14 protein-coding genes are annotated in these 18,758 nt (G+C 59.1%); 9 read left to right on the top strand and 5 right to left on the bottom strand.

Translation table 11 applies throughout. From position 1 onward, the window contains the following. Nucleotides 1-637: 637 nt before the first annotated feature. From LJD17_RS24390 to LJD17_RS18410, 3 genes are all read left to right on the top strand, one after another. Entirely contained in the window at nucleotides 638-865 is a 228-nt protein-coding gene (locus LJD17_RS24390) for a hotdog domain-containing protein (protein WP_227385746.1), read from the top strand. Between the two features lie 743 nt (nucleotides 866-1,608). After that, nucleotides 1,609-2,319 (top strand): L,D-transpeptidase family protein, encoded by a 711-nt coding sequence (locus LJD17_RS18415; RefSeq protein WP_227385674.1) that lies wholly within the window; start codon nucleotides 1,609-1,611, stop codon nucleotides 2,317-2,319. A gap of 612 nt (nucleotides 2,320-2,931) precedes the next feature. Beyond that, nucleotides 2,932-4,110, top strand: a complete 1,179-nt coding sequence (locus LJD17_RS18410) for a CAP domain-containing protein (RefSeq protein ID WP_227385673.1) — start codon at nucleotides 2,932-2,934, stop codon at nucleotides 4,108-4,110. A 464-nt stretch (nucleotides 4,111-4,574) separates the two neighbouring features. Here the strand turns inward: LJD17_RS18410 and LJD17_RS18405 are convergent, their stop codons facing one another. After that, nucleotides 4,575-5,096, bottom strand: coding sequence for a ClbS/DfsB family four-helix bundle protein (locus LJD17_RS18405; RefSeq protein WP_227385672.1), 522 nt, complete (start codon nucleotides 5,094-5,096; stop codon nucleotides 4,575-4,577). 24 nt (nucleotides 5,097-5,120) lie between these two features. Here LJD17_RS18405 and LJD17_RS18400 point away from each other — a divergent pair, with 24 nt between their 5' ends. The 4 genes from LJD17_RS18400 (at nucleotide 5,121) to LJD17_RS18385 (ending at nucleotide 9,325) form a co-directional block, all read left to right on the top strand. Then, on the top strand, nucleotides 5,121-6,086 hold the full coding sequence (locus tag LJD17_RS18400; RefSeq protein ID WP_227385671.1) for an autotransporter outer membrane beta-barrel domain-containing protein: 966 nt from the start codon (nucleotides 5,121-5,123) through the stop codon (nucleotides 6,084-6,086). Between the two features lie 75 nt (nucleotides 6,087-6,161). Continuing rightward, nucleotides 6,162-7,418, top strand: coding sequence for an ABC transporter substrate-binding protein (locus LJD17_RS18395; protein ID WP_227385670.1), 1,257 nt, complete (start codon nucleotides 6,162-6,164; stop codon nucleotides 7,416-7,418). 183 nt (nucleotides 7,419-7,601) lie between these two features. Further along, a complete protein-coding gene (locus tag LJD17_RS18390) occupies nucleotides 7,602-8,480 on the top strand; it encodes a carbohydrate ABC transporter permease (RefSeq protein ID WP_227385669.1) in 879 nt (292 codons plus the stop codon). Nucleotides 8,481-8,512: 32 nt separating this feature from the next. Further along, nucleotides 8,513-9,325 carry a carbohydrate ABC transporter permease gene (locus LJD17_RS18385; RefSeq protein WP_227385668.1) on the top strand — a complete coding sequence of 271 codons (813 nt, stop codon included), beginning with the start codon at nucleotides 8,513-8,515 and terminating at the stop codon, nucleotides 9,323-9,325. Nucleotides 9,326-9,542: 217 nt separating this feature from the next. On the opposite strand, the gene LJD17_RS18380 is transcribed toward LJD17_RS18385, so the two are convergent. Together LJD17_RS18380 and LJD17_RS18375 are read right to left on the bottom strand one after the other, a co-directional pair. Then, entirely contained in the window at nucleotides 9,543-10,283 is a 741-nt protein-coding gene (locus LJD17_RS18380) for an LssY C-terminal domain-containing protein (protein WP_227385745.1), read from the bottom strand. 45 nt (nucleotides 10,284-10,328) lie between these two features. After that, the gene (locus LJD17_RS18375) at nucleotides 10,329-11,249 is read right to left on the bottom strand and encodes a LysR substrate-binding domain-containing protein (protein WP_227385667.1); all 921 of its coding nucleotides are present in this window, start codon (nucleotides 11,247-11,249) and stop codon (nucleotides 10,329-10,331) included. Between the two features lie 90 nt (nucleotides 11,250-11,339). On the opposite strand from LJD17_RS18375, the gene LJD17_RS18370 reads away from it, so the two are divergent. Then, nucleotides 11,340-12,233 carry a DMT family transporter gene (locus LJD17_RS18370; protein ID WP_227385666.1) on the top strand — a complete coding sequence of 298 codons (894 nt, stop codon included), beginning with the start codon at nucleotides 11,340-11,342 and terminating at the stop codon, nucleotides 12,231-12,233. A gap of 67 nt (nucleotides 12,234-12,300) precedes the next feature. Here the strand turns inward: LJD17_RS18370 and LJD17_RS24125 are convergent, their stop codons facing one another. After that, nucleotides 12,301-12,426, bottom strand: a complete 126-nt coding sequence (locus LJD17_RS24125) for a hypothetical protein (protein WP_264478475.1) — start codon at nucleotides 12,424-12,426, stop codon at nucleotides 12,301-12,303. A gap of 704 nt (nucleotides 12,427-13,130) precedes the next feature. Between LJD17_RS24125 and LJD17_RS18365 the strand changes: the two genes are divergently transcribed. Then, complete coding sequence (locus LJD17_RS18365; protein ID WP_227385665.1) at nucleotides 13,131-17,450, top strand: Tc toxin subunit A-related protein; 4,320 nt, start codon at nucleotides 13,131-13,133, stop codon at nucleotides 17,448-17,450. Between the two features lie 1,152 nt (nucleotides 17,451-18,602). Here the strand turns inward: LJD17_RS18365 and LJD17_RS24385 are convergent. Further along, the gene (locus tag LJD17_RS24385; protein WP_227385664.1) at nucleotides 18,603-18,758 is read right to left on the bottom strand and encodes a LysR family transcriptional regulator; all 156 of its coding nucleotides are present in this window, start codon (nucleotides 18,756-18,758) and stop codon (nucleotides 18,603-18,605) included.

The following is an 18,758-nucleotide window of genomic DNA, read 5'->3' as shown; positions in this document are numbered from 1 at the left end:
GTTGTCGGCGTTCAGGCAGCGGCGACGGCGTTCAGGTCGTCGAACATACCGCATCGTTGCGCGCCATGTTTCGCAACGCATTGGCCTCCTCGTAGCTGCGCCGAAGCGCCATCTGCTGATGCGAAGAGCCCGGATAGTCCGCACCTTCAGCTTGCTTTCAGCCGATCATACGCAATCCGGGACCGAGCAACGCATCGAGGGAGGCGGTCGGCAGCAGCTGAGCAATGGGCGTCGCATGGCACGGTGTCGAAGCGCGGTCAGTCCGTCCGCTGATCGCCCAACAGTATGAAACGAACGTCGCTGCGCGCCAAATCCTGCTGCCGCGCCTCGATCGCATTATCAAAGACAGGTCAGGCGGACCGCGTCGCCAGAAACGTCCAGATCGCTGCAGGCGATCGCTATTCGCAAGGATCCACACGCGGGTTCTAGCAAGCTCCCGACGCAACGGCTCACGCCGGTTCGCGATAGTTCCGATCTTATCGAACAGATCTGGCTCTCGCAAAACCGCTGGATGCGTTCGCAAGACGCTCCGATATACAACCGAGGTGCGCAACCTGGATGGATCGGACGTACGTCAAAGAAATACCAACTGCGTTAACGGCGGAGTGATCGTACTACTCGGACTGACTCTTGTAGACTGCACGGCTCCAAGAGCGCTGGCTTCGATTACGAGCAACCTGGTTTGAGAGCCCAAGTAACAATCCAACTAGGCCTCCGGTTTATCTCTGCGGTTAAAACTAGGGACTTTCTTACAGCTGATTGTGAAATCGTCCGCACGACGAAATCACTGATCTTTCTACGTGGTACGCTCTTCGTAGACTCTCGTATTGCTGCACCGGCCGACGGAATATGGAAGTTCTTTTAAGAAGCATTAGCAGAGGAGCGATATGTGCCAGCGGAGCAAAGTCTGTATGCGCTGTCTGGTGAATTCGTGATTTGCAGCATCAAATCGCGCAATCAGACTAGAAGGTCCAAGTTCACTGTCATCGGCAAATGGCCCGTTTGATCAGTAAGGCCGCATACCACTGGGTATGCCGATGCGCCTCCATTGACGCCTTCTCCAGCCCTTATACGCCGGATGCCCATGGAAGGTTTACAACGGCCCTACGCGGCCTTGGGGTGGAACCAGGTCGCTGGAGAGTGCTATTCGGGGCAACTCTGTCACTGGGCGCGATCCGCTCAAGGAGCGAATAGAAGCCTTTGGGATCTGCCGCAGCCCCTGATGGATAGTCTCGCCTTCCTGACCTGCGCGGCCAGGAGCCGACGCACATCTCCTCTCTTCGCTGCCCTTCAGGCCAACTAAGGCGCAGTCTGTCACGACTTACCTTGTCTTGTGCGCTACTGGCACTGCCCATCTTCCTTATAATCGAGCGCCCCTGCACCCCCCATTGATTTGAGAATACTAGGATCGGCCGTCCGAGCTCGGCACTGGGCTGACCTCCTCCTGACAGTTCATTCTCGGCTTCGAGAGTTTAGCAAAACCCGCCCAGGGGAGGCCCGGGCTTGCCAATTGAGCCGTGTGACGGCAATCTCAGCTCAGCAAGACGTTCAGCGGTGTATGCCGGAGTATTTTCTCGTCGGGCAATAGGACATAGGAACTGCCAAATCATGGTCATGAACGGTAATGATGCCGGTGCTGGAGAAATCGGCGAGGGAAATTTGCCCGGGCGTCAGGCGGGACTTATCAACCGCCGGTCGTTTCTGGTCGGCTCCGCCCTCGGCGTCGGCGCGCTGGGGCTGGCTGGGTGCGCGACATCCGACAGCATGAGCCTTGCCGAGGCGGCAAAGGTCTACGGCCCGGTGCCGGACGAGAAATTCCCCATCCCGGCGATCGATGTCAGCAAGGTCGATCCGAAATATTATCGCCGCACAGTTCGCTACGATACTAAAGAGGTTCCCGGTACGATTATCGTCGACCCTGCCAATTACTACGTTTACCGCATCGAGGACGGTGGGAACGCTACACGCTATGGCGCCAATGTCGGCCGGGACGGGTTTCGGTGGAGCGGTGATGCTTATGTCGGGCGCAAGGCCGAATGGGCAACCTGGACCCCGCCTAAGGAGATGATCCGGCGCCAGCCCGAAGCGGCCAAATACGCCCGCGGCATGCCGGGCGGTCTTGACAATCCGCTCGGTGCCCGCACGCTTTATCTCTATCAGAACGGCGCTTACACACTCTACACGATTTATGCCAGCCTCGACGTCGAATCGATTGGCACAGGCATCACAAGCGGCTGCGTCGGCCTCCTCACTCAGGACATGATGCACCTGTATTCGCGAACGCCGGTCAAGACAAAGGTGGTCGTGCTGCCTGCATAGGAACGGCGCCAGTCCGGTCCGGGCGCTGCCCACACAGGCAGCGCAAACAACAGCCCCACTCTTGGCGTCTGAACGATTGTAATGTTGGCGGGCACTGTGCTCGGTCCGACCGCATCGCAGTTTACGCGATTTTAGTCGCCATGATCCTTGATGCCACCTTGAGCTGACTGGAGGGACTGTTGGTGCCTAGCGGCCGCCGGGTCACTGCGGCCCAGGAGTGAGAGCAGCACCGCCTCACGTCATGAGTGATGAGTTGTCACCCAGTCGCTAATGATCGCGAGCAAGGCCTGATATCCACGACCAGTTGCTCCTGTTAGCTCGGGGCCGGACATTCTCGTAGTGCTCCGCAGGCTGTCGCTCCCATCCTCAAAGAAAAGGTATTCGTAGCCGTGTGGCTCCCAACAAAATCGAGCCAATATAATGGCGCGAAATTTCCTAAGAGATATTGAGAAATATATTTCGGAATTAAAACTATTTAAAAGACAATACAGTAATTTTGAATCATATACTCGATTTTGTTTATGATTTCAGGGAGCGATATTCTCAATTTATCTTCCAGCTTGGAAGATAGATCAGAAGCTCGCACCATCTGAACAAGAGATCGGCACTATAATGAGCGCGCCAACGAGCCTGGAGACTCTTTACCTTCAATTCGTGAACGAGGCACGTGCCGATACGGGCGCGCGGGCTTTGACGTTTGATGGCGAACTTCTTGATTCGTCCGATGCGCACAGCGCCTGGATGGACGCGACCGACACCTTCTCCCATACGGGCGTGAACGGCTCGAGCCCCGGCGAGCGCATGGCGTCCGCGGGCTACGGCGCGCAGGGCTGGGGCGAAAACATCGCCTATGTGAGCGGCGACCTGACCGAGGCCACCGTTCGTCAGCTGCACACCAATCTCATGAACTCGCCGGGCCATTACGCGAACATCGTCAACGGCTCGTTCGAGGAGATCGGCATCGGCCTCAAGGAAGGCACCATCAACGGCTACAAGGTCGTGTTCGTCACGCAGAACTTCGGCACCCCGAACGCCACCGAGCGCGCCGAGCCCGACGATGTCAGCATCGCGCCCGCCTCCGGCCGAATCATCTCCGGCACGAGTGCGAATGACCGGCTCAACGGCACTGACGGTGACGACACCCTCTACGGGTACGCAGGATACGACGTACTCGATGGCAAGGCGGGTGCAGATGCAATGCATGGTGGCACAGGCAATGACGTCTACTACGTCGATCATCCCGGCGATCAAGTGTACGAGAAGGCAGAGGAAGGCGACGACACAATTTACAGCACCATCAGTTATTCCCTCGCCGGGCAGGTGGTGGAGAATCTGACGCTGACGGGGACTGAGAGCATCAACGGCACCGGCAATTCCCTTCACAACTGGCTGCTGGGGAATCCCGCCAGCAACACTTTGGATGGCGGCGCGCTGAACGACACCCTGAACGGCAGGGGCGGCTCGGACGTGCTGATCGGTGGCGCCGGCAACGACAGGTTCGTGTTCGCCGACGTGAGAGAGGCCCGCGGCGACATTGTCGTGGATTTCGAGCACGGGGCAGACAGGATCGTTCTCACGCCCATCGACGCCAATGCTCTCGTCGAAGGGGATCAGCCGTTCACCTTCATCGGTACCGAGCGCTTTCACCACGTGGCGGGCGAGCTGCATGTCTACCATCTGGCGGACCGCAATACCTACGTCTCGGGCGACACCAACGGTGATGGAAGCGCAGATTTCGCCATCAAGCTGCTCGGCTGGCACACCTTCACCCAAGACAACTTCTTACTCTAAGGCTGAGGAGGCTCCCGGCAGGGCCGGTGCTCTCAAGGGTACTCATATCGACTACTCTCTTGAAAATGGGCAAAGGGCCGCTTTGGCGCGACGCCGACTTACGACCTTGTGCAAGCAAAAGAGCGACCAGTGTCGCTTTACAGCCGCGAGAGGGCTTCAAGGGTCGACACGGTCTGGATCAGGATGGAAAAGCTCACAGGGGCTTCGCAGAAATCAATGACCTAGTTCACGGCACAGGAAAAATTGCTCCAAACACTTCAACCGCAGCTCGCGTATTTGGGTATCTCTGCTCTGTTTTGGCTGAACGTTAGCTTTTGGCTCAAACCAGAAAGAAATTCCGTAGAGTTCCCATTTAATCCCAGCGACAACTTCAGTACATGGCATAGCGAACATGTCGGGATGCAAGACTTGCACCAAAGAGTAGACGGCATACGGCTGGAATTACAGTCGCCGGTGGTCGACGGTCAAACATTGCATGAAACGCCTTTTGCTTTTAGCCAAGTTCGCAGCCGGCCACGCGTATTGTCATAGGGCGAGGAGGTATTGAACTGAATCATCCTGCCCATCGCCCACCGTCCGTACCATTGGCGCCCGTAGAGATCAGCATTATCGTGGCTTTCGATGAGGGAAACGATCCTTAGTTTCGCAGCACTGAGACGGTCGAGCAGCTGCGGATAACTAAGCTCCTCATAGTCCCGGTAAAATTTCTGCGCGAGCTTGCTCAGCTCGTTTCCTTTGAAACCGGTGTCGGGATAGTCGATTGGCTTCCCGAGAGCGTCTCTTTCCATCCATTTGAGAACCAGTTCATTCCAGCCAATGAGATAGGAGACCAAATTAGAAACGCTCATCCGCGCTCCCTTGACGTGTCCTTCCATGCTGGCTTCTCCGGTCAATTCCGCCGGAACAGCATTCAGATCTTTAATCAGCTTATCAAATTTCGAGTTTATTGCTTTCAAGAGCTCGTCTTTATTCTGGGGAACCGCCATCGATTCTCTACTGGCTATCAAGTTGTGGACCGAGATCAGACTTCCGAACCTCGTATCGCGGAAGATACAGATTTATTCAACGACCGCCTTGCCGCCACCGGCACTGCGACGCTCACTGGCGGCACGGTCCAGGTGCTGCCCGACCAGGGCATCAACTTTGTCGAGAACACCCCCTACACCATCCTCACCGCCCAGGGCGGCGTCACCGGCACCTTCGCCGGCACGCAAAGCGCCGAGTTCGCCTTCATCTCCCCCACCCTCGGCTACGCGACCGACGCCGTCACCCTGACCATGCGGCGCAAGTCGGCCACGCCAGATCCGGTAACGCCGGCTCCGCCCCAACCGCCGACCAATCCCCTCGCCTTCCATTCCGTGGCGCTGTCGGAGAACCAGTACCGCACCGCCGATGCCATCGATGCGCTGCGGCCCGGCCACCGGCTCTACAACACCGTGCTCGGCGCCAGCGTTGCCGGCGCCCGCCAGGCCTTTGATGCCTTGTCCGGCGAGGCCCATGCCTCGGCCGTCAGCGTGGCCTATGAGCAGGAGCGGCTGGTGCGCGAGGCGCTTCTGACCCGCCTGCGCCAGCCGCTCACCGGCCCGGCCCTGCCCTCTCTGGCCCAGGGCCCCTATGGCGCCGCCTTCGCCGCCGATCGCCCCGGCCAGACAAGGGCCCCGGTGGCGGTGGCCCCGGTTCCCGTTGCGCCGCGCTATGCTCTGTGGGGCGAAGGCTTCGGCGCCTGGGGCCACACCCGCTCCACGGCTACAACCGCGACCTCGTTCGATGTCGATCCCCGCCTGTCCTTGGGGGAGCCACGCACATCGGTTGTCAGCTTCACATGGTTGACGCGAGCGCGAGGACGTCGCTCGGGCCAACGGCATTTCGCTAGCGATAAGCTTGAAGGACATGGCGCTACTGGTGTGGCACGCTTGCAGCAGCTGCTTGCTGCCCCAGATATGCGACTATATGAAGTACACGCAATCCTGCAGTGACTGGCTCCGAGGCTGTCTGTTACAGAATCCAATATCAGGCAAGCTTGGGGCTTCACCGCTTCGATGGGAGGAAAAATGAGAACGATTTTGAAATTCGGCCTGACTGTGGCACTCGGACTAAGCCTGAGCGGAGGCGCGCTGGCGCAGACAAAGGAAATACGTGTTCTTCTGGCCAACCATCCGTATGGCGATATTCTCAAGGCGGAGATTCCGCAATTCGAGAAGCAGAGCGGTATCAAGGTCAATGTTGAGAGTTTGCAGGAAAGCCAGCTTACGACCAAATTGACCACCGAGTTCGCCACGAATTCATCATCGGTCGATGTGTTCATGACTCGACCGCTGCAGGACGGAAAGCTCTTCGCGAAAAATAAGTGGTACGAACCACTGGCCGGTTATGATTTCTCGGATTACCCGGCCAACACAGTCAGCATCGTTACATATGACGGCAAGCCGAACATCGTTCCGCTCGTCACCGAATGGCAGGTTCTGTTCTATCGTAAGGACCTTCTTGCGGCCGCGGGCATCAAGGTCCCGACGAATTTCGACGAGTTGGCGGCCGCTGCGGAGAAGCTCAATACCGGCGGCGTGGCAGGCTTTGCTTCCCGTGGCAAGGGCGCGGCGGCCGTAACCCAGCTTTCCAGCTATATCTATAATTTCGGTGGTCAGTATCTCGACAAGGGCGTAGCGGTTTTCGACTCGAAGGAAGCTGTTGATGGCTTTCGCTATTACGGCAAAATCGTCGGGAGCTATGGCCCCCGCGGCGTGACGTCCATGTCGTGGGAGAACATCCTGCCACTGTTCCAGGCGGGCCGTGTCGCGATGTGGACTGACGCGTCCGTCTTCTATGGCCAGCTGACCGATCCTGCGAAGACGTCACTCGGAGCGGACAAAATCGGCATCGCCAATTTCCCTGCCGGGCCCAAGACGAATTCCCCGTTCTACGCAACCTCCTGGGGAATCGCCATAGCCAGCCAGTCGAAGAAGAAGGATCTGGCGAAGACCTTCCTCGAATGGGCCACCAGCAAGGAACTCGCCGCCAAGGCGATGGGCGCCAACATCACGATGGCACGGACGTCTGTGTGGGAGGATCCGGCTGTCGTCGCCAAGGTCGATCCCGGCCTCGTCGAGACACGTGCTTTCGTGGCGAAGAACGGCTATCCGACCGACCGTCCCTTCATGAGTGCCGTTGGCGAGGCACGCGACCTGATCGGCGAGATCGTTATCGAATCGATCAACACGAAGGGCGAGTCGCCGCAAATCGGCGATATGGCGAAGGACCGTGTCGCCAAGGTCAACACGCTGCTGCGCAACACCGGCGAGTACGGACAGTAAGTATCCCGGAGTGGGGGGGGGGGCCCCCCCCGGCCGGGGGCGCGGGGGGGGAGTGATAAGAACAGCCGCCGACCCCGGGGGCGTCGGGACTTTATGGATCCGGGTGGGCCGGGCCGCCCGTGGGGGGCGCGGCACTGACTTGAAGTATCCAGAGCATCCGGCGCTTGAATCTGTCGAGAGTCCATGACCCATAATAGCTACGCGGACAGCAATATCCGTTGGATCTATCCCCTGCCGGCGATCCTGTTCGTCGCGCTACTGATGGTCTTTCCGGTTCTCTACACCACCTATATCAGCCTGACGAACTGGACACTGACATCAGGTAATGCACCATCATTCGTCGGCCTCGAAAATTTCGGTCAGGTATTGATCGAGCCGCGCTTTCTGCAAGCGCTGTGGCGCACCATGGTTTTCACCATATCGGCCGTGGCGGCGGAAGCCGTGCTCGGGGTGGCAGCCGCTCTGTTACTGGACCGCGCCTTCGTCGGCAGGAATTTGGTAAAGCTGCTTCTTCTTCTACCTCTGGTCGCGACCCCAGTCGCAGTAGGAATTGTGTTCAACCTTTTCTACGATCCGACGATCGGGTTAGCCAATTACGTTCTGGAATCGCTCGGGCTGCCGGCTAGCTCCTGGATTTCCGATGCAAGCACTGTGCTGCTCTCCCTCGTGATCGTCGACGTGTGGCAATGGACGCCCATGATTACGCTGATCGTGCTCGCTGGCCTGGCGGCCCTTTCCGACGAGCCGGCAGAGGCCGCCAGGATCGACGGCGCAAGCGAATGGCAGATTATTCGGCTCATTACGATCCCGATGGTGATGCCGGTCATTGTCACGGCCGTCATTCTGCGCCTGATTGATGCCCTCAAGACCTTCGACATCATTTTCGCGATGACAGGCGGGGGCCCGGGCTATGCCTCGGAAACGCTCAACCTCATTGGTTACAAGTACAGCTTCGAGTATTTTCGCATGGGACAGGCCGCCGTTATCCTGGTGGTGCTTTTTCTCATCGTTCTTGCATGCAGCGTAGCGATCACACGGCTGAGCAAACGAAGGGCCGCCTGAACGGCGGATCCAGAGTGAGACAGGAATCGATCATGTTAAAAGTTGGATACAAGATTCTGTTTTACGGGGCGGTCGTTCTGCTGGCGGCGATTGTCCTGATGCCTTTCCTTTGGATGCTGATCTCCTCGCTGAAGACACAAGTGGATATCGTCGCCTGGCCGCCCAAGTTCGTCTTCAGTCCGACATTCCAGAACTATTATAAGGTCTTCGGAGAGCAGGATTTTATTCGCTACTTCATCAATTCGACTGTCGTGGCGGCTTTCGCCGTGGGCGTGTCACTCTTGCTTGGTCTTCCGGCGGCCTATTCCATCGCCCGTTTTTCGCAGCGGCGGCTCGCGCTGGTGATCCTACTGGCGCGACTGATGCCTGGCATCTCTTTCCTGATGCCCTGGTACATTATCTTCTCCCGCCTCGGCCTCATGGACACCTACGTGGCACTCGTGTTGAGCCATGTCCTGATCACGCTGCCCATCGTGGTCTGGATCATGTCGAGCTACTTTGAGACCATTCCCATAGAGCTTGAGGAATCAGCGATGGTTGACGGGGCTTCGCGAAACTACATCTTCCTTCGGATCATTCTTCCCCTGTCCGGACCCGGCATCATCACTGCCACGACCCTGGCATTCATCTTTTCGTGGAACAACTTCCTCTTTTCTCAGGTGCTCAGCATGGAGAGGACGAGGACGCTACCGATCGCCGTTTTCAATTTCCTCTCCTATGCCGATATCGACTGGGGCGGCGTCATGGCGGCCTCCGTTGCGATCATGGCGCCCGCTCTTGTTCTGACGATGATCTTCCAGCGTTACGTCGTGAGCGGTCTGACTATGGGAGCCGTCAAGGGATAGTTCACGGCAGGCTGCTTCCGAAGCTTGCCTTCCACTCAAACCAGCGGCGTTTGCATTACCGTAGCGAATGGGCCTTACGATGGCTCGATGTGCTGTCGCGACAGCTAAGGGCAGCTGCTATGGCTCACTCCAGATTGTCGATGTTCGCAAGACCTACGGTGCGACCCAGGTGATCCATAATGAGGACAGCGTCTCAACTTCCCAGCGCGGGTCCCTCTCATTGCTGCGGCCATGAGCCCAGAACTGCCTTCCAGATCTCTTCCTTCGCCGCAATGAGTGTGGGGTTGGGCAAGGTGACAGGTGGCTGCAAGCGCCTCTGCCCGGCGGCGGAGAGCACAGCCATCCAGATCTCCCCATCAGTGAAGTAAAGGTCACCTTCGCCGTTGCGCCCACGCAATGTCGGTCCAATGCCTGACACCTGATAGCGCACCTCGACCATTCCGGCCTGCATGAGATCAGCGACCAAGCCGTCACGCTCCGCATCGATGTTCGGGGCAATATGATGGGTGACCTGGCCCGTGTATCGACTCAGGCCCACGCCCCGGTCGAAGGTCGCCGACCCGAGCCATACGGGGCGGCCTTCTTGCCCACGCGCCAGAACCCTCCAGAGCCGTACGTGATGCCGACGGTCCGCGCTCGAACCCACCGGCTTCTCGAAAGCAAGATCCTCCCGTCGTCCCTCGTAGAATAAGGAGCTTACCGGTGCATCCGGATCAGGCCGGTCGAGAACCACGCTATCGATGATCTCAAGGCTGGTCTGGAGTGTGATCGAGTCCGCCGGATGCCAGCCGGCAAGGTGCATGGCTCGCACGATATCCTCCTGGGAGCCGACAAGGCCGACGTTCAGTGGATCACCGGGGATGCCCTGTCCCGTGTGGGTCAGCATGGGCTGACCCTCAAGGCCAAGTTGGTGTTCATAGTGGGACCACGCTGATGGCAGAACCACAGTGGGTGAAATTCACGCCACGCGAGTGCCTGCCCTGATTGTGCTGTGCAGCATATTCTACGTTTTCAGGAATGTCTCGGCCGCAGGGGCGGTCAAGCCCGCCTCGGCCATGATCCGTCGGGCAAGTTCCGCTGCAGACGGCCGCAATTGGCTTGGGGTTCTGTCCAGCCAGTATGACACTGGATTGAGCACGGTTCGCGGGTCGACCCTGACGATACGGCCGTTGCGCAGAGCGCCGCCGGCCAGAGGAGGACGGGCCAAAGCAATGCCGAGCCCATGGGCTGCAGCGTCGAGCACAAGGTTGTAGTCCTCGAAACGGCGATCCTGCGGGCGAGGGCGATAGTCCATTCCCTGTGCGGCAAACCAGGCACGCCATCCCGATGCGTCGGAATCGTGCACGAGGGGATAATTGAGAATTCGCTCCGGAGCGCCGGATCCAAGCGACGCTGCAAGCGCAGGTGATGCAATTGGAAAGCACTGCTCCTCGAACAAACGAATGGAAACACGTCCAGGCAGGCTCCCGCGACCACAGCGGATCGCCAGATCAATCCCCTCGGCTTCAAGATCAAGATTGCGATGCTCCACTACGAACTCGATCCTTAGAACCGGATCGCCTGCTTCGAACGCTTGCAGGCGCGGCATCAGCCAGAGGCTGCTCACCGACGGGATCGAGGTCAGGCGGACAATAGACGCCCCACGCCGTTCGATCCAACGATCGGAGCTGTTTGCAATCAGGGCAAATGCCTCGCTCGTACGCTGATGCAGGCGCTGCCCCTGTGGGGTCAAGGCGACGCCCCGGGCCTGCCGGTCGAACAGCCTCTCACCGAGCCAATGTTCGAGCTTGGCTACCTGTCGACTGATAGCGCCGTGCGTAAGGTTGAGATCGTTTGCCGCCGCCGAAAAACTGCCGAGGCGCGCGGCCGCCTCGAAGGCGCGCAGGGCATCGAGGGGTGGCAACATTGTTAAACTGTGATCCATGCTCACAGCTGACCCTCGAATTGTTCGATTGTCAATCAGATCAGATCGCAGAATTATCAGTCCTGCCAATTCCATTCATGAGTTTTTGCCGTGAGCATCGGTACCGTCCATCTTTCCGAGAGCAAACGTTTCGACGGTGTGACCACCACCGCCGTCATCGTCACAATCCTCGCCTGGGCTTCAGCTTTCCCGGCCATCCGGGCGGGACTACAAGCTTTCGGTCCAATCGAGCTTGGTGCACTGCGGTTCGCGATTGCAGCCATTCCGGCAGCATTGTTTCTTTGTATCGTACGCCCAGCATGGCCAACGCTTGCGGACTTCCTTCGGCTTGCGGTTGGCGGTGTCCTGTTCGTCGGGCTCTACACGGCCCTTCTTAACATGGGAGAGATGACTGTCTCGGCCGGAGCAGCAAGCTTCATCATCAATACGAACCCGATCATCACGGCCGGCCTCGCAATGCTTGTGCTGGGTGAGCGCTTCAACGTATTGGCTTGGGCTGGAACGGGTCTCTCGTTTGCTGGCATCGGCCTAATCGCGCTTGGCGAGGGCGGTGGCATGCGTCTCGACACCGGAGCGCTGCTCATCCTCGGCGCCGCTCTCTGTACATCCGTGACCACAGTCGTACAGAAGCCACTCTTCGCGAGGCATAGGCCGCTGACGGTCTCAGCCTGGAACATGGTACTTGGGGCGCTCGTTCTCGCTCCCTGGCTTCCAACCGGCACAAGCCAATTTCTTGAGGCGCCGTCTTCGGGGATCCAAGCCGTAATCTATCTCGGTCTGGTTCCGAGCCTCATCGCCTATGGAACTTGGGCTGTCGCTCTGTCGCGACTGCCAGCCAGCCGCGCGTCGAACTTCATGTACTGCGTACCTCCGGTCGCTACGCTGCTCGGGTTCGTATGGCTCGGTGAGGTGCCAACACTGCTCGGCGCCATTGGAGGAGCGATGGCTTTGGTCGGAGTAGCGGTCGTCAATTGGCAGCGATGAGCAATGGGAAGCGTGCTGTCTCCTCTTCCGACGCTTAGGCATAGAAGAAGGGACTTGTCCGCCAACCTCAATAGGTCTCCGTGCCCGACATGCCATCGCGCAGCACGAACATCGGCTCGCCCTTCGTGCCATGGGTTGTCCAGAGTTCATTGCGAATGTCGTCATGGGAGAAGACGGCCTTGTGGGTGACCAAGATGGTACCCTGATCCCGATCAGGCTGCCGATATCGATGGGGACGAGGCTACGCGAGAGAAACCCAATCCGCTAGGATATCGCCCGGAAAGCGGAGGATGCCTGCAAAGCGCTGCCTGTTGCGGTTGCCATGATCTTCGATCCGTAAGGCCTTTTGGCCATTCGAGGTACAGTGGCGGGCCGTGTCGACGAGCTTCATAAGAGTTGAAAGACTTTGAATGAATGCTGTCGGAGCGTCATTCGTTGTGGGCTGCAGGCACTCTTTTCTGTCAGAAATGGCATCCGCAAGACTTCCAGAGAGCCGATTGCGTGAAACCCGAGCTGATTTGGCATTGTTTCAGAGCCTAGCCGCATCACGTGCGTTAAGCCGACGCTCTTTGCTGCATGAGAGCTTCCCGGTTTGACGTACTTCGGCCCTTTCCGTTTTCGGTGCGAGGATCGTCCGTCCAGCTCTCAGGGTTTTACCCGATACTCATCAGCTCCAATATAAATAAACTCAGCACCCAACGGCTCATGAAAGCCGTCCGTGCAGGGGATGGTCGTTGCACCCGCATGACCACGTGCCGGATGTCTGGGAAAGCTGCTCCGAGCATGCCGGCGACATGTACCTCGGATATGGTCCTCCACTCCGTAAAAGTCCCATGACAAAGTTGGCTCGAACCTGCCCGACCTGCGCAAGGCGCACATGAGAGGGAGATAAGTGCGATGCTGAACGATGCCAAGCCGTTGAGGATTCAGGTACAGACCGTTCATGCCGCCACGAGAACACCGCTTGCTGACGTCAGGGTTGAGGCGATAACGCTTGCTCCGAAGTGCTCCGATGTCGTTGCGCAGGTACTGACTGGAATCAACGGCATCGCCATTCTCGACCTGCCACACGACCTTTGGCGGCAGCGGCTGCTGGTTCGGCTGGCAGGCGGGCCAGGTGAGGGCATTGAAGTGTCCCGTGCCGAATTGGACGGCGAAACGCCAGCTATTCTGGAGGTGACACCGGCTTCAGAACTCGCCTCTGATCGCCTCATGCTGCTCGCCGATCAACTCGTCGCCACGAGACGTGTGCGCGCGGACGACCTCGCCAATGATCTTGCAGTTCCGACGGCGGACAGCGCCGCCCGCCTCCTGACGGCCGGGGAGCGAGCACGTCTCCTTTCGGAGCTGGACCAGAGCCTTCAGAGAGCTGAGGCTGAAGAAGAAGCACCCACCATGCTCCTGCTGGATCCGGTAGCCCTGCGCGCTGGGGAAGTAAGGATCGTGAAGTTTCGTGATCTGCCGCAGGTGGACCTGAAACCCAAACCGTTGTGGGATGTCGATAATTTCATCAAGCCTGGCCTGGGCTGGGGAATCTTCCCTTGGGCACTGCCCGATGACCAGTCCTACCGGGACTACTTACGCTCGGTCTTCGTGCTCTTCGCACATCAACAGAAGCTCGGTTTCGGAGCGGATCCGAAGACGTTTCCGGATATTGTCGAGCGTCAGCTCGAGCATCGCTTCAAGCAGGATTTCCGGACCGTCAACCGGACCGAGGTACCCCTCAATCGGCTGCTGGTGCCGATAGTCACATCAATCCTCACCGCAAATACAGGCTCTGGTTTCGGGTTCGGGGTCGCGGCCGGTACACTGGCTGTTCAAGGGACGCGCACCGACCGAGAGTATCTGGACGCATTGCTCGCGCTCGCGCCGGTCACGGTCCAAGACTTCGCCAACAGGTACCGTCTGCCCCTCACGGAGCCCGACAGCGTCACCTCCACACCAGTGAAACTCAACATCCACACACTGTCTAGGATCCTCAGCGACACGGCACAAGGACCTGTGGAGCCTCCCGAGAGCATCATCGAACCACAGCTGCCGGGCGTCGAAGGCAAGCCGATTCTGTGGAGTGAGGTGATAGGCTCGGCCCCGTTCTTCCTGCGCTTCGACGAGTGGCTCGCGCGCCAGCAGCCGTTCTTCGCAGAGAATCTGTTTGCACTTCGCACCCAGGTGATCGGCACATTGGCCGGCGCATGGCTCACAGAAGGGCGTAAGAAGTTTCTCGAGTATCACAAGGCACTACCCGGCACTCAGAGCCTTACGCCTTACAATGGCTACTTCGGTACAATGGATGAGGTTCACCGCTCAGCAAGCTTCCTGCTGGCGTACGGCGCCGCGGACGCCAAGTTGCTCGAGCTCGTCCAAGCCATTGATAGAAGTCAGTTCGCCACCGCCGCGCGACTGGCGGACGAGGCCGAGCATTTGCTGAACGCCGCCTCCCCTAGCCCGAAGCCTGGCGAGGACTGGGAGCCGGAAATGAGCGTTGGGAACTTCCCACGCCCCCTGAGCCTCGCCCGCCGCCGCAAGCTCAAGGTGTCCAACATCATTGAGCTCACGGGAACACGCGGCCCATACTCTCCAGACGGCTTCGAGCGCTTCTTCGAACTAGCTCAGCCCACGGATCTCTGGCTCGACGTAGTGCATTTTCGGATCGCGCGTGATCAGGCCACGCGTTTGCGCACCTACCAGCTGCGTTTCCTGCTGCCGATGTTCCGCGCTATCATTCGCGCAGGACTAGGCGACTTGGCGGGAACCGTGGATGTGCTAGCCGGGATGACCGGGTTCTACATTGGTATTGGCATGCTCGGTACGCCGGCCGGCATGGTGAAACACCCCGATTCTCTCGTCATACACAGACGAGTGGTCGCTGGTCGCCTGCGCTGGAATGATCTGTTAGGTGACCGTCCTTACACGGCCCGTTTGGTGTATGATGAAGAACGGCGTCTAGACGGGCCGTTTTCACTTACCCCCCAAGTGCGCAACGGCTACGACGTGCTCAAACCAGACACGCCCCTACTGCACCCACTCGAGGAGCGCTATGCACGGATAGCGCAAGCCGACGCGCTTCTGACCTGGGCGGAGGCGCTATACCGCACTGATGACGCGGCGAGCCTGGAGCGTGCTCGCGAACTGTACAAGGCCGTGATCTTCTTGCACGGCGAAGACCCCGGGACCAGCGCTTACCTTCCCTTGCAATTTAAGCTGCCGTGGTTCGGATTGGTCGAGAACCCACGGGTGCGCAACCAAATCGATCGAGCTCGCCTCGCACTCCACCAACTCGAGGCTGGCCTCAACTTCTATGGTTATAGCGACGACGCGGTACCAACGCTAAGCTATGACACCCTGGTCAACGCCGCCCAACGCTGGGCGACAAGCGCGAAATCCGCCCAGAACGACTATCTGGCCTATCTCGGACGGATCGAGCAGTTGGATCTCGACCTTCTGGCGGCCAAGGCGCAGGAGCGCAAGGCCCGGACCACGGTGGCAATTGCCGCCGAACAGGTCGAGATCGCCAAGGCAGGCGCGGTTGTTGCCAAGAAGCTCGTAACCGATGTTGAGAAACTCATCACCGCGAAGCAAGCGGAGATCGATGACGCCAACTCCTTGTTCAATCAGTTTGAGACCTATTTCAACGGCATGAAGTCGAGCATCAGCTCGATAGTGGATATCGGAAAAGGTGCCTCGGAGGGATGGACATCGCTCAGCACTAGTGGCGTTGGTGAAGCTCTGGGCCTCGGAGCACAGGGTGCAGGGGGCGCGGCGGCCGGTTCCGAGAGTGTCGGCCTGGGCAGTGCCATGGGTGGTCTCGGCGTGGTCGGCGGATTTGCGGCCTTCGCAGTGCTCAGCACGACCACGTTGCAAGGCATGGCCGATGCTGCCACGAAGCGCGAGAGCGAACTGACGGCGCTCAAGAACGAAGCATTGCCGGCAGCCCATGCGGCGGTTCGAGTGCAGGAGCGCAACGTGACCATCGCCAATCTGCAGGGGGAAATAGCCACGACCGATCTCGCCTATGCTCGGGACCTGATCACCTATCAGAACGAACGTTTCCTCAACCGCGACTTCTGGCAAGCGCTCGCTGGCGTTGCGCGCCGCTCTCTGCATCGCTACCTCGACTTGGCCGGCCAAGCAGCGTGGTTTGCGGAGAGAGCTCTCGCTTACCGTCTGGCCACGCCAATCCGAGTCATTCGGATCGGCTACTTCGACCCGAGAATGCGCGACGTCGGTGGGGTGGACCGCTTGGCGCTCGACTTAGCCGAACTGGAAGCCTTGCGTCTAGCGGCTGCCCGCGTAACCGTGCCCCTGACAGTCACCTACTCCCTCGCTCGCGACCTGCCGCTCGCCTTCGGGCAGTTGAAGAACAGCGGGACGTGCACCTTCACCCTTACCGATGACGACTTGATGGCGGCACATCCCGGAACCTTTGCACACCGGATCCGAGCGGTGGACGTACGCGTGGACGCACCGGGCACAGCAGCACCGGCGCGGGGCATCCTCACCAACAGCGGCTTCTCATTGCTCCGGCGGGAACCCGCAGCTTCGCGGGTTCCGCTGCTTCGCTTCGCGGATGCATATCCCGTCAGCGAGTTTCGGTTGCGTACTGACTTGGCCTTGCACGGCCTACCAGGAGAGCATTTGTTGCCGTTCGAGGGTGCGGCGTTCACTACTACCTGGATCCTTGATCTCCCAAAGGCCGCAAATGCCATCAGCCTGAACCGCGTCACCGACGTCCGGATTACGCTCGACGTTCAAGCGGCCTACGAGGTACCATCCGCGGCAGCGCTGGCACCGCAACCCGCCAGTCGTTCCGTATTCGTCTCCGCGCTCGCCGTCGACTCGACAGGTCTTAAGACTCTGCTCAAGGCCACCGAGCCACACGGCAAGATCCGTTTCGACCTGGGCCGGCTGGCTCTGCCCACCGATGCGGCAATCACGAACCTCGCGGTTGTGGTACCAGGTGTGGCAGGCGGCAAATTCAGCGCCAAACTACGCTTCGGCAGCGCTGCGGCGACGTCATTCGAGATCGACGACGGACTAGCGATGTCCAACGTGGGTGTGCTCAGCGATGGAAATCCGGCGAACGTGCAGCCACTCAATGCAGCGGTGGGAGGTTCGCCGGCGCGCCCTGCGCTTCTGACAATCGCCAAAGGCACCGATGCGGATCGCTTGACCGCCGCGCGGGACGTCCTACTTTGGGTCGAGTACAGCCTGCCTTAGTCACAAAGGCGTCGCTCCGATAGCAGAAGATTGACTGCAATTGGACGTCTTGCAGTCATTGCCGAGGCCACCAGCCTGGGTATTCTCAACCAGCACTGAGCTTCGAAAATCTGGTTAGGGGGCGAATCCGCCGATAATAAGAGCCGCGTCTAACGTCTGCTGCGTCCCTCTACCGAGACTTGGTACCTTAGAGAGTCAGGCAGATCGATGTGATCTTCGGTCCGCCGAACTGTGAATCGCTTCAGCGAAAAGACTCGTGACGACCCTACAGAAGGAGAGGCATAATAGTGCGGTCATTTGCGAGGAGAGGAGATGCCTGTCATGTCAAGATTGGCAATCGCATTTGCGGCGGCACTGGTCGCGACCGCCGCTCAAGTTGCTTCGTCCGCAAAGCCGCACGCTCCGGCTACTACGAGTACGAACGGGACACAGCCCGCTAACAATGTGAACGAAACACGGCCGCTTCTGTTCGACGGACGGATAAAAGGTGATGGTGCCCGGCGGGGAGCGCACATGGACAACCCTCATAGCAACGCTGGCGCCATCGTCGTGCAGCCGAAAGCAAACCAGCCTGCGCGCGAATGATGACTTCCTGCATTCGCTCATTTGGAACAGCCGCACACGGGTCGAGACCAGTTCCTCAACAAGTGCTGGCAGTCTGTGCGTTATCGGATCCGACCTATGCCTCCTTTATCCTCTGCCCTGCCGGCTATATTCGGCCGGCGGGTGAGCGCCTTGATCCATAGGTCAAGACGCGCAGCCTCCTCCGACAATTAGCCCTGGCTATACTGGCGGTATGTGGCGACGTCTCGCTCGCCACTGACTAGGCTTTCAGCCTGGCGATAGCCTCTGCGGCGGATGACAACGGGAAGCACTGGCCGATGTTGGCGACCAATGTGCCGGAGCGGATGAGATCGAACACCTGACGGCCCGAAATCCGGTGCTGAGTTCGAGTAGGATGGCGGGATACTGGGTCTGGAAGGTTGCGATCCGGAGTGCGATCATGTGGCCTGCAAGTGCTTCCCCGGTCGCCAGCCTCACCAAATCTCGCACATGCCCCTGCTCCTTGGCAGCTCTACGCACTACCGCAAGTATCGCAGCTTCCGCCGCCTCGGCTCGGGTCTACACCTCCTTGCCTGCTGGGGTCGGAACCTAACCGGTGTTCAGTCGCTCAAAGAGAACAATTCCTTGTGCAGCTTCAAGCGTCCGCACCCGTCGACTGATAGTGGCTTGGCCGGTCTGAAACTTACATGCGGCAGCCTCTCGGCTGCCGACAGCCAAGAAATACCTTAGGTCATCCCAATCCAT

Origin of the sequence: Microvirga rosea, assembly GCF_020595095.1 — a bacterium.
In the GTDB taxonomy this organism is placed as follows: Bacteria; Pseudomonadota; Alphaproteobacteria; order Rhizobiales; family Beijerinckiaceae; genus Microvirga; species Microvirga rosea.
Note: the sequence above shows the minus strand (reverse complement) of the source record. Positions and strands in the feature narration are given on the sequence as shown.